The sequence below is a fragment of the Stenotrophomonas sp. YJH_SMC_64 genome (assembly GCF_059371375.1).
Window position 1 is genome coordinate 243,825 of sequence record NZ_JCAFUN010000002.1, and the last position, 11,852, is coordinate 255,676.

Here is an 11,852-nt window from a genome sequence, read left to right on the forward strand (position 1 = left end):
CAACGTACCTACGCCATGGCCATGCTGCGACTGCGCATCACCGGAACTGAAGACGACGCCCGTGCCATCAGCGACCTGCTGCTCGGCCTGGAGGGCATCGAGCATGTCGAGGAAACCGACGATCTGATGCCGCACATGGACGACGACGATTCCAGCTCGGCCGGGCTGTCCGACGACATCGGCCCGGGCATCCATGAGCTGGAAGTGGAAGTCGGCAATGAAAGCACCGCGCAGAAGGTGCGCGACGCAGTGCAGGAACTGGCGCTGGAGCTGGATGTGTTCGTCGAGTACGAGACCGACGAGGGCTGATGCCGGCGGGCTGCCGGCATCAGCCCCCATCTCAGAGGTTGGGCGGCAGCTTGCGACGGCGGCGGCGCCACCATGCCCGCACACCCCAGGCCGCGATCAAGGCCAGCACCGCCACCGGCAGCAGCGCGGCAACGGCTCGGATCAGGAACGCAACGCTGGTGCTGAGGATGCTGCCCGACTCGCTCAGCGCCTCGCCGATCTCGCTGCGGCTGCGCTGGCCGGACGTGGTATCGAAATGGATCGTCACCAGCTGGGTATCGATGCGCCGGCGCTGCTGCGCGGCATCCTTGCTGGCCTGCTCGACACCCGCCTCGATCTCGGACAGCCGCGTGGTGATCGCCATCAGGTCCTCGATCTTCAGGTCCTTGCGGTCCTGGTAGGCCAGCAGCCGCGCGTGTTCCTTCTCCAGCCGCGCCTTGGTCAGCGCGGTGTCGGCCACGGCCTGCGCGAGGTCCTCGGCACGCGTGTTGCGCGACTGCAGCGTGCCGCCCTCACCGGCCAACGCGATCAACGGCTCGGTGCCCTTCGGTGCAATCCGCACCTTGACCTCGCCGCTGGGCTGCTCGCCGCTGCGCTGGTCTACCTGCAGCACCGCGCAGTCACCGAACTTCGCGCTCTGGCAGGCCTGTGCCACCTGCTGGATGCGCGGTGCGATCTGCGCCGCTTCCAGTTGCACCTGCACGTCGTGTTCGTAGGCGAGGAATGCGCCTTCCGGTGAAGCGATGGCAGCCTCGGCCGCCGTGGCGCCCGCATCCGCCGCCATGTCGCCCTGCTTGGCGCAGGCGCCCAGCGCCAGCAGCAGCACCGGCATTGCTGCCATGCACGTCCACGCGCGCACCGGCCTCACAGTGCGGCCCCGTCGTAGGAGGTCACCGCCAGCGTGGCCAGATCCACTGCAGGCACGCAGCGCACGTTCACCGCCACCATCGGCATACCGCTGCGTGGATCCACCGCCTCGCTGTAGGGGGCAATGCCGCATTCGCGGCAATGGTGATGGTCGATGTGGGCCTTGTTGAAGTGGTAGGTGGCCACGTCCGCCGGATCGGTGCTCAGCTGGAACGCTTCGCGCGGGGCGAACCACAGCAGGCTGCCACGGCGGCGGCACATCGAGCAGTTGCAGTCGATGACGTCGCTGATCGGCGCCCCGGCCTGTACGGTGAATGCGATCCTGCCGCAATGGCAGCTTCCCTGGTATTCCATGTTCTGCGCTCCTTTGGAGGGTCCTTGTCTGCGCCCATGGTAATCCTATGGCACGGGGACAAAGCAGCCACGCGGCCCTATGCTCAGGGTTTGACCCTGTACAGGAACGCCGATGCGCCCGCATCTTCTTGCCCTCGCCCTGGTCGCCGCGCTGGCCGGTTGCCAGCCGGCCGACGCCCCGACCAACGCTTCCACCCCGGCCACCAGCCAGCAGGCCGGTGACGCGGCGGTCGATGCCGCCTTCGCCGACCTGTCCAAGCGCGCCCTGGACACCTGGATGCAGCTGTCGCCGGTCAGCGCTACCCAGATCGGTGACCACCGCTACGACAGCGAGCTGGACGACCTCAGTGCCGCCGGCCAGCAGAAGACCCTGGCAGCCTACAAGGCGCTGCTGGGCGAGCTGGACAAGATCGAGGTGGCCAAGCTGGGCCGCGAGAACCAGGTGGACGCAGCGATCCTGCGCAACCAGCTGCAGTCGGAAATATGGAACGCCGAAGTGCTGCAGTCCGGCAAGTGGGACCCGCAGCTGTACAACGGCATTGCCGGCAGCGCGATCTACGGCCTGATGGCGCGCGAGTTCGCGCCGCTGCCGGAGCGCCTGAAGTCGGCCACCGCGCGCATGGAAAAGCTGCCGGCGATCTTCGCCCAGGCCCGCGAGAACCTGGATCCGGCACGGGTGCCGAAGATCCACGCCGAAACGGTGGCCAAGCAGAACAAGGGCATCCTCAGCATCGTCGATACCTTCATCACCCCGCACATCGGTGAACTGCCGCAGGCCGACCAGCAGCGCCTGCAGGCCGCCATCGACGGCCTGAAGAAGGCGGTGGACGAGCAGCAGACCTGGCTGGACAAGACCCTGGTGCCGAATGCCAAGGGCGACTTCCGCATCGGTGCGGAAAAGTACGACCAGAAGCTGAAGTTCGCGCTGAGCTCCTCGCTGTCGCGCCAGGAGATCGGTGAGCGTGCACGCGCCGAACTCAAGCGCGTGCGCGAAGACATGTACGGCATCGCGCAGACCGTGCTGAAGGACAAGCCGGGTGCGCCGGAGATGCCGGCCCAGCCGACCGACGAGCAGCAGCAGAAGGCCATTGAAGCTGCGCTGGAGCTGGCCTACGCCGACAAGCCGGCACGCGACAAGGTCGTCGACGATGCCAAGGCCGCACTGGAGCAGTCCACCGCGTTCGTGCGCGAGCACGATCTGATGACGCTGCCCGACGCGCCGGTGGACATCATCCTGATGCCGGAATTCCAGCGTGGCGTGGCCGTGGCCTACTGTGATTCACCGGGTCCGCTGGACAAGAACCTGAAGACCTTCTACGCCGTGTCGCCGATTCCGGACGACTGGAACGACAAGCAGGTCGACTCGTTCCTGCGTGAGTACAACTCGCGCATGATCCACCTGCTGAGCATCCACGAAGGCACCCCGGGCCACTACCTGGAAGGCTGGCATTCGGCCAAGTTCCCCTCCACCCTGCGTGCGGTGCTGCGTTCGGGCCTGTTCGCCGAAGGCTGGGCGGTCTACACCGAGCGCATGATGCAGGAGCAGGGTTACCTCAACAACGACCCGCTGTTCCACCTGGTGCAGCTGAAGTTCTACCTGCGCACGATCTCCAACGCGATCCTCGACCAGGGCGTGCACGTGGACAACTGGGATCGCGAGAAGGCAATGCACCTGATGACCCACGACGCGTTCCAGCAGGAAAGCGAAGCGGCGGGCAAGTGGGTGCGTGCACAGCTGACCTCGGCGCAGCTACCGACCTACTTCGTCGGTGCGCAGGAACACTTCGACACCCGCAAGGCGGTGCAGGAGAAGCTGGGCGACAAGTTCAACCTGAAGGCGTACCACGACCAGGTACTGTCCTACGGCGCACCCCCGGTGCGTTTCGCACGCCAGCTGATGCTGGACCAGCCGATCGAGTGATCGGGGTGGTGTGAGTTGAAGCGGAGCGGCCCGGGGAAACCCGGGCCGATCTGTATGTGGGGGATCGCCAAGCCATCTCCGCATCACATGCCGGCAACATGGCCAGGCGCATCGTTCGCCGGATTCCCCCTTCCGCCGGTTTCCAATGTCTCTCCCCTTGCGCCTCGCCCTGCTGCCCACGCTGCTGGCCAGTGCGAGTGCCTTCGCCGCCTGCCCCGCGCCGCCGCCCGGCCAGCCGGACATCCGCGCGATTGGCTACTACACCGACAAGGTCGGCTCGGTGATCGACCCGGCACTGCAGCAGCAGAACAAGGACGCCACTGCACCGCTGGACCGCTATGCCGCCGACGTGGCGCGCATGAGCGATGACTACCTGCGCACCAGTGACCCGGAAGCGGCACAGTGCACGCTGAGCTGGTTGGGTGCGTGGGCCGACGACGGCGCCATGCTCGGGCAGATGATCCGGGTCAATAACGATCAGTCGTTCTACATGCGGCAGTGGATGCTCGATGCGGTAGCCATGGCCTACCTGAAAGTGCATGACCAGGCCAACCCGCAGCAGCGTGCGCGTATCGATCCGTGGCTGCAGAAGCTGGCACGGGCCAATCTGGCGTACTGGGACAATCCGAAACGGCGCCGCAACAACCACTACTACTGGGGCGGGCTGGGCGTGCTGGCCACCGGCCTGACCACCGACGACGATGCCCTGTGGCAGGCCGGCCACGCCGCGTTCCAGAAGGGCATCGATGACATCCAGGACGATGGCAGCCTGCCGCTGGAGATGGCCCGCGGGCAACGGGCCCTGCACTACCACGACTACGCATTGGCGCCACTGGTGATGATGGCCGAGCTGGCGCGTCTGCGCGGCCAGGACTGGTATGCCAGCAGGAACCACGCGATCGACCGCCTTGCCCTCCGCGTCATCGAAGGCAGCAAGGACCCTGCATGGTTCAACCAGCACACCGGCGTTGCACAGCTGCCCCTGCAGGCCAGCGGCTGGGTCGAGTTCTACCGGTTGCGATCACCGGATAGCGGCCTGTTCGATGCCGCGCATGCACGCGGCCCGTTCCACTCGCCACGGCTGGGCGGCGACCTTACGCTGATGGCCACGCATGGCATCGTGCGCACGCCGCTGCGTTAGCAGCGCGCCTCAGCGGGCTTTCGGATGCAGCAGGCGCTGGAACTCGGCGACGGTGCACCCCTGAGTCGCGCACCCCGGCACACGCAGCACGACGCGGCCCGGCGGCTGCGCGTTGGCCAGCGGCAGCGCATCGCGCAGCTGCGCGGTGGTCGGGTAGACGTAGGCCAGGCGGATCCGTTCCACCCCGCTGTGGCGATCACGCCAGCGTTCGAACTGCAGCAGGCCACCGATCGGTGTCTTCTCGTACTGCCCCGGCAGGCTGTAGTCGCTGATTCCCAACGCCGCCAGCACCGAGCCGATGTTGGAATCGTGACCGACCAGCAGGGTCACCTTCGGCGACGCCGGGTCGTCGAACAACGCATTCACTCTTGTCAGCAGCGGAGCGGCCACATCCCGCGCCACCTCGGGCGTTCCGAACAGGATGTCCTGGTAGCGGTTGCGGATCTGCGCCAGCGCCTGCCATTGCGCCTCGGTGGTCAACCGGCCCCAGCCTTCGCGGGGGATGCCACTGCCCTGGTAGTGCTCCATCAACAAGGCATCGACCAGCCCGCTGGCCAGCGCCAGTGATCCGGACGCGCGAGGCTCCTTGCCCGGTTCCGTACTGAAGGTCGTATCGGCCAGCGCCAGATGGCAGTCGCTGTGCCCCTTGCATGCCGCCGACTGCGGATAGCGGGTGATCTCTTCCACCACGGACAGAGCCGGTGCCAGGTCCGCTGCGGCCAGCGCTCGCTGCATTGATTCCAGCGCGCGCGTGCGGAAGGTCGTGTCACCGTTGTGGATCACCGGATCGAACAACGGATCCATCGAGCCCAGCGGCATGCGCTGTTCGACCGCAACATGGCAGCCCGGAAAAGCACCGGCAACGAAGAACTGCGCGGTGGCCTGGGTGCGCTGCAGGCTGTTGGCATGGGCGTGGAAGTCAGCCGGCTGCGGGCAACCCGACCCCGGCAGCAGCTGCGCCTGGCGCAGCCACTGGGCGACGTAGCGGCCCATGTAGACCTCCAGCACGCCTCCCTTGGTGGTCAGCTCGCCCGGTGCCACCTCCCAGCGCGGCCAGGTCTCGGGCGTCGCGTTGGCGAGCGCGCCGGAGGCTACCACCGGCGCGCGCAGGTTGTGACGGCTGAGCAGGACGACCTGCTCGAGCTGGTCGCCGTCCATGGGTGCCGGCGCAGCCGTGGCAACCGTGGCAACCGTGGCAACCAGGCTGAGTGCCAGCAACAGGGAGCGCAGGGGGCGGATCATGCAGGTCTCCGGAAACACGCTGGGGTCAGAGCCCTTTCCTGCGGAAAGGGATCCGACCCCGAAGCGATCATTGATCGGCAGCAACAAATCCACCGGTCTGCCGCGCCCACAACCGTGCGTACAGGCCACCGGCCGCAATCAGCTCGGCATGGGTGCCGGTCTCCACGATGCGTCCCTGGTCCATCACCACCAGCCGGTCCATGCGCGCGATGGTCGACAGCCGGTGCGCGATCGCGATCACCGTCTTGCCGCCCATCAGCTCATCCAGGCTGTCCTGGATGGCCGCTTCCACTTCCGAGTCCAGTGCCGAGGTTGCTTCGTCCAGCACCAGGATCGGGGCGTCCTTCAGCAGCACGCGGGCAATGGCGATGCGTTGGCGCTGGCCACCGGACAGCTTCACGCCGCGCTCGCCGACATGTGCGTCGTAGCCACGACGCCCCTGCCCGTCCACCAGCGTATCGATGAAGGCTTCGGCACGTGCCTTGGCCACCGCAGCGCGCAGCTGCTCATCGGTTGCGTCTGGACGGCCGTACAGCAGGTTGTCGCGGATCGAGCGGTGCAGCAGCGAGGTGTCCTGGGTGACCACACCGATCTGCTGGCGCAGGCTTTCCTGGGTGACGTAGGCAATGTCCTGGCCGTCGATCAGGATGCGGCCGCTTTCCAGGTCGTACAGGCGCAGCAGCACATTGACCAGGGTCGACTTGCCGGCCCCCGAAGGACCGACCAGGCCGATCTTCTCGCCCGGCTTCACCACCAGGTCCAGGCCTGCGATCACGCCACCCTTCTTGCCGTAGTGGAAGTGGATGTCCTGGAAATGCACGCCGCCACGGGTCACCTGCAACGGCACTGCATCCTCGCGGTCCTGCACGGTCAGCGGCTGGGCGATGGTGGTGATGCCATCCTGCACCGTGCCGATGTCCTCGAAGATGCCGTTGATGGTCCACATGATCCAGCCGGACATGTTGTGGATGCGGATCACCAGGCCGGTCGCCAGCGTGATCGCACCGACGGTGATGTGGCCGCCATTCCAAAGCCACAGCGCCAGCCCACAGGTACCGGCGATCAGGAAACCGTTGACGATGGCGATGGTCAGGTCCATGCCGGTGGTCACCCGGGTCTGCGCGCGGTGCTTGACCGCCAGTTCCTGGATCGACTCGGCCACGTAGGCCTGCTCGCGCCCGCCATGGGCGAACAGCTTCAGCGTGGGAATGTTGGTGTAGCCATCGACGATGCGGCCCATCGCCTTGGAACGCGCTTCGGACGCAATCCAGGCCCGTTCCTTCGCGCGCGGCACGAAGTAGACCATGATCACCGCATAGGCCAGCAGCCACAGGATCAGCGGCACCATCAGCCGCCAGTCGGCCTGCGCGAACAGGTACAGCGCGGTGCCGGTATAGACCACGATGTACCAGAGCGAATCGACCATCTGCACCGCCGACTCGCGCAGCGAGGTACCGGTCTGCATCACCCGGTTGGCGACGCTGCCGGCGAAGTCGTTCTGGAAGAAGCTCAGGCTCTGCCGCACCACATAGTTGTGCATCAACCAGCGCGAGCGGTTGCTCAGGCCGGGCACGATGGCCTGGTTGACCAGCAGGTTGTGCAGGCCGACCAGGATCGGACGCGCGATGACCGTGATGAACAGCATCCAGCCCAGGTCGTTGGCATGGCGCTTGAAGAAGTCGGCACCGGGCTGCTCGGCGACCATGTCGACGATGCGGCCCAGGTAATCGAACATCGCCACTTCCACCAGCGCCAGCAGCAGGCCGGCGATGAGCGTGGCCAGCAGCACCGGCCACACCGGGCGCAGGTAGTGCAGGTAGAACGGCAGCACCTTGCGCGGAGGCATCCGCCCGTCCACGGGCGGGAACACCGGAATCAGGGATTCAAACCAACGGAACATCGCATTCCCTCGCCATCTTTAGCTGGCGGAGTATCCCATGCCGCATGTGTACGCCGGCCGACGATCGCTGCGGCTGCGGTCGTGCCGGCCGCTGGCCGGCACCCTTGCGACGCATCCGGGGATCATGAGGTTGCCGGCCAGCGGCCGACACTACCCATCGGATTCGTCAAACGTCAGCGCCGGGCCACGCCCGGCGGCGTCATTTCACTGGGGTGAACAGCAGGTCCTGGAAATCGAAACTGAAATCGGTCAGGTCGGAAATCGGCTGCATGCGCACCTCGCGCACCTTGCCGTCCGGGTCCAGGCTGAAGTTCACGAACGCGTCGGCGTTGAGCGAACGGTCGTCCCAGCGCACGATGAAGGTGTCGTGCTGCCAGTGCTCCAGGCGTCCGCTCAGCTGCGCGGTCCTGGCAAAGCGCAGGCGCAGTCCCTTGCCCCCGGCACTGACCTGCATGTCGCCATACCAGCGGTCGCGGAACATGCCTGTGTAGCCGGCCAGCGCCAGCGACGGCCTGCTGCCCTTGTCGCGCGCGCTCTGGTGCTTGGCCCACGCCTCGTCGGCCTTGTCCTGTCCCTTGGCCACGGCCTTGGCATAGGCGTCCACCCAGTCATGCTTTTCACCGCCCAGGTAGGCATCGAGCACACTCAGGGTGATCGCATTGAACGCCGCGCCCACTTCCTGATTGGTCAGCACCACCACGCCCAGTTTCTCGCCCGGTACCAGGGTCAGCCGCGAAACCATGCCCGGCCAGCCACCGGTGTGCCAGACCAGCTTCTGCCCGCGGTAGTCGCTCAGGCTCCAGCCTTCGCCATAGCCGGCGAAGTTGGCCCGCGCCGGTGCCAGCTCCGGCACGCTCGGCGCCGGGATCGACTGCGGCGTGATCATCCGCCACATCTGCTGCTGGCTCTTCTCGGAGAACAACGGCGTGCCGTCGGCCAGTTTGCCTTCGGCCAGCTGCACCTGCATCCAGCGCGCCATGTCGTGCGCGCTGGAATAGATGCCGCCGGCGCCGGCATTGTTCGACCAGGTCAGCGGCGCGACGGTGCGCAGGTCCTTGAAATCGTACTTGGCGTGGCCGACCGCGGCCTTGTCGCCCGGCTTCAGGTGATCGGCGTTGTAGCGCGTGCCGGCCATGCCCACCTTGTCGAAGATGCGGGTCTGCAGGAACTGCTGGTAACTCATGCCGGAAACATGCTCGATCACCTGCTGGGCGACCGCGTACAGGATGTTGTCGTACGCATAGCCCTCGCGGAATCCACCCTTCAGCGGCACCTTGCCCAGCCGCTCCACCACTTCGGCATTGCTGTAGGAGGTGGTCGGCCAGAACAACAGGTCACCGGCGCCCAGGCTTAGTCCGCTGCGATGCGACAGCAGGTCGCGGATCGTCATCTGGCCGGTCACGAACGGATCGGACATGCGGAACGACGGCAGGTGGTCGATCACCTTGTCGTCCATCTTCAGCTTGCCGTCCTCGGCCAGCAGGTTCAGCGAGGTAGCGGTGAACGCCTTGGTGTTGGACGCAATGGCAAACAGCGTATCGGCCTGCACCGGTTCCGGCTTGCCCTGCTCGCGCACGCCCCAGCCGCGCTCCAGCACCACCTCGCCATCCTTGACCACCGCCACCGCAATACCGGGCACGTCGAACTGCGCGCGCACGCGCTCGACGGTTGCATCCAGCTCCTGCAGCTGCGCCGGGGTGGCAGCGCTCGCCATGGTCGTGCACGCCAGCAGCACGGCTCCTCCAATCCAGGGTTTCATCCAGCACGATCTCCGAACAGGGGTGGCGGCCATGTGCAGGCCGTCACCGGGGTTTCGCGGGATGGTAACGTTCTGCGTTGCACCCTGCCCTGTGCCATAGGAGGGGTGTCATGGGCGAGAACGGCCAACCGAGCAGCGGCTCCACCATCATTCCGTGCCTGCGCTACCGCGATGCGCAGGCTGCCATCGACTGGCTGCAGCGCGCCTTCGGCTTCCATGCCCAGGCCGTCTACGCCGATGGCGATACGGTGTTCCATGCGCAGCTGACCTTCGGCACCGGCATGATCATGCTGGGCTCGGCCAGCAACCAGAGCGCGTGGAGCGAGCATGCGGCGATGCCTGATGAGGTCGGCGGCCGCCAGACGCAGAGTGCCTGCGTGATCGTCACCGATGCCGACGCGCACTACGCCCGGGCCAAGGCCGCCGGTGCCCGAATCGTCATCGACATCGCCGACCAGGACTACGGCGGCCGTGGCTATGCCTGCGCCGACCCGGAAGGCTACCTGTGGTGGTTCGGCAGCTACGACCCGTGGCGCGCGGACCACGGCCAGTGACCGCCGGAGCGATCCGCTGCGGCATCGGTGGCTGGGTGTTTCCCGAATGGCGCGGCGGCGTTTTCTACCCCGTGGGCCTGCCGCAGCGTGAAGAACTGGCCCATGCCAGCCGTGCGCTGCGTTGCATCGAAATCAACGGCACCTTCTACCGCACGCCCACTGCAGCGCAGTGCGCGCAGTGGGCCGCACAGACGCCGGAAGGCTTCCGGTTTTCGATGAAGGCGCCACGCTACCTGGTGCAGCGCCGCGACCTGTCCAGCACGGTCGAGGCGGCCGCGCCCTTCCTGCAGGCGGCGACCGCGCTCGGTGACCGGCTGGGCCCGCTGCTGTGGCAGTTCGATCCACGGCATCCGGCCGACGCCGAAGCACTGGAACGGCTGATGGCACAGCTGCCGAAGCATCTGGAAGGGGTGCCGCTGCAGCATGCGCTGGAGGTCCGCAACGCCGAGGCACATGGCCCGGCACTGGTCGACGCCGCCCGCCGCCACGGCGTAGCGCTGGTGATCGAGGACAGCGACGAGGCGCCATTGCACGGCGATGTCAGTGCCGGCTTCGTCTATGCGCGGATCAAGCGCAGCCAGGCGCGCTCGAACGAGGGCCTGCCGGCGCCCGTGCAGCAGCGCTGGGCCGAACGCGCACGCCGCTGGTCACGCGGCGAACCGGTGGATGACCTGCCCTGCCTGGCCGCGCCAGCGCCGGAAACCCCGCGCGAGGTCTACCTGCTGTGCATCGGCGCGGGCAAGGCACGCAACCCGGCGGCGGCGATGGCCCTGCAGCGGCGGGTTGACCAGGGCAGCGATCCCACACGCGGGTAGCGCTGCGACGTTCGCCTTGCCTCACAATAGGCGGATGAGCACACCCGACACCCGCAAAGCGCTGTGGCAGATCCACTTCTGTGTCCTGCTGTGGGGCGTCACCGCCATCCTCGGCAAGCTGATCACCCTGCCCGCATTGCCGCTGGTGTGGTGGCGCATGCTGCTGGTGACGGCGATGCTGGCCCTGCTGCCGCGGGTCTGGCGCGGGCTGCGCACCCTGCCCCTGCGACTGGTGGCCGGTTACGCCGGCATCGGTGCGCTGGTCGCCCTGCACTGGCTGACCTTCTACGGCGCGGTGAAACTGGCCAATGCCTCGGTGGCCGCCACCTGCATTGCACTGGCCCCGGTGTTCACCTCGATCATCGAACCCTGGGTCGCCAAGCGGCCGTTCCAGCTACGTGAACTGGCGTTCGGCCTGGCGGTGCTGCCGGGTGTTGCGCTGGTGGTCGGTGGCGTGCCCGATGGCATGCGCCTGGGTGTCTTGATCGGCGCGATATCGGCGCTGCTGGTGGCGGTGTTCGGCTCGCTCAACAAGCGCATGGTCAGCCACGCCGATCCGCTCACGGTCACCGCCCTGGAGCTGGGTGCCGGCACCCTCACCCTGACCCTGCTGGCACCGCTGATGCCCTACCTGCTGCCAGCACTGGCCAGCCCGCTGTGGGTGGTCCCGAATCTGCACGATGGCATCCTGCTGCTGGTGCTGGCCGGGTTCTGCACGCTGCTGCCGTTCGCCCTGGCCCTGGTCGCGCTGCGCCACCTGAGCGCCTATACGGTGCAGTTGGTGACCAACCTGGAGCCGGTCTATGCGGTGGTGCTGGCGGTGGTGCTGCTGCGCGAGCAGCACGAGGTCACCCCGTGGTTCTACCTGGGCGTGGCGATCATCGTCGGCGCGGTGTTCCTGCATCCGCTGCTGAATCGCCGCAAGCCGGTGCAGCACCCGGAAATCCTTGGCACGGCCGAAGCACGCAACATCGCCGATTGAGTGCATCCGCGCATGGCGTGGATCTACCG

At 67.0% G+C, this 11,852-nt stretch carries 11 protein-coding genes; 6 read left to right on the forward strand and 5 right to left on the reverse strand.

Translation table 11 applies throughout. The features are described 5' to 3' along the window. The first annotated feature begins 15 nt into the window (after positions 1 to 15). Positions 16 to 309: a hypothetical protein gene (locus tag AC5P9L_RS02835; protein WP_005408721.1), complete on the forward strand. Its 294-nt coding sequence runs from the start codon at positions 16 to 18 to the stop codon at positions 307 to 309. A 31-nt stretch (positions 310 to 340) separates the two neighbouring features. Here the strand turns inward: AC5P9L_RS02835 and AC5P9L_RS02840 are convergent, their stop codons facing one another. Together AC5P9L_RS02840 and AC5P9L_RS02845 are read right to left on the reverse strand one after the other, a co-directional pair. Further along, entirely contained in the window at positions 341 to 1,129 is a 789-nt protein-coding gene (locus AC5P9L_RS02840; protein ID WP_005412726.1) for a DUF4349 domain-containing protein, read from the reverse strand. 23 nt (positions 1,130 to 1,152) lie between these two features. Continuing rightward, entirely contained in the window at positions 1,153 to 1,509 is a 357-nt protein-coding gene (locus tag AC5P9L_RS02845) for a GFA family protein (RefSeq protein WP_012479600.1), read from the reverse strand. 112 nt (positions 1,510 to 1,621) lie between these two features. On the opposite strand from AC5P9L_RS02845, the gene AC5P9L_RS02850 reads away from it, so the two are divergent. Continuing rightward, on the forward strand, positions 1,622 to 3,430 hold the full coding sequence (locus tag AC5P9L_RS02850) for a DUF885 domain-containing protein (RefSeq protein WP_005408718.1): 1,809 nt from the start codon (positions 1,622 to 1,624) through the stop codon (positions 3,428 to 3,430). A 145-nt stretch (positions 3,431 to 3,575) separates the two neighbouring features. Beyond that, positions 3,576 to 4,571: a polysaccharide lyase gene (locus tag AC5P9L_RS02855; protein WP_262101701.1), complete on the forward strand. Its 996-nt coding sequence runs from the start codon at positions 3,576 to 3,578 to the stop codon at positions 4,569 to 4,571. A gap of 9 nt (positions 4,572 to 4,580) precedes the next feature. Here AC5P9L_RS02855 and agp read toward each other — a convergent pair whose 3' ends face one another. From agp to AC5P9L_RS02870, 3 genes are all read right to left on the reverse strand, one after another. Then, positions 4,581 to 5,813, reverse strand: a complete 1,233-nt coding sequence (gene agp, locus AC5P9L_RS02860; protein WP_262101702.1) for a bifunctional glucose-1-phosphatase/inositol phosphatase — start codon at positions 5,811 to 5,813, stop codon at positions 4,581 to 4,583. A gap of 67 nt (positions 5,814 to 5,880) precedes the next feature. Continuing rightward, a complete protein-coding gene (smrA, locus tag AC5P9L_RS02865; protein ID WP_012479597.1) occupies positions 5,881 to 7,713 on the reverse strand; it encodes a multidrug efflux ABC transporter SmrA in 1,833 nt (610 codons plus the stop codon). A 199-nt stretch (positions 7,714 to 7,912) separates the two neighbouring features. Next, complete coding sequence (locus AC5P9L_RS02870) at positions 7,913 to 9,472, reverse strand: serine hydrolase (protein ID WP_099485267.1); 1,560 nt, start codon at positions 9,470 to 9,472, stop codon at positions 7,913 to 7,915. Positions 9,473 to 9,582: 110 nt separating this feature from the next. Here AC5P9L_RS02870 and AC5P9L_RS02875 point away from each other — a divergent pair, with 110 nt between their 5' ends. The 3 genes from AC5P9L_RS02875 to AC5P9L_RS02885 are packed head-to-tail and all read left to right on the forward strand — an operon-like array spanning position 9,583 to position 11,823. Beyond that, positions 9,583 to 10,026, forward strand: coding sequence for a VOC family protein (locus AC5P9L_RS02875; protein ID WP_005408713.1), 444 nt, complete (start codon positions 9,583 to 9,585; stop codon positions 10,024 to 10,026). Continuing rightward, positions 10,023 to 10,841: a DUF72 domain-containing protein gene (locus AC5P9L_RS02880; protein WP_262101703.1), complete on the forward strand. Its 819-nt coding sequence runs from the start codon at positions 10,023 to 10,025 to the stop codon at positions 10,839 to 10,841. The genes AC5P9L_RS02875 and AC5P9L_RS02880 overlap by 4 nt, the downstream gene beginning before the upstream one ends. A 34-nt stretch (positions 10,842 to 10,875) precedes the next feature. Next, positions 10,876 to 11,823: a DMT family transporter gene (locus AC5P9L_RS02885; RefSeq protein ID WP_012479593.1), complete on the forward strand. Its 948-nt coding sequence runs from the start codon at positions 10,876 to 10,878 to the stop codon at positions 11,821 to 11,823. Positions 11,824 to 11,852 lie beyond the last annotated feature (29 nt).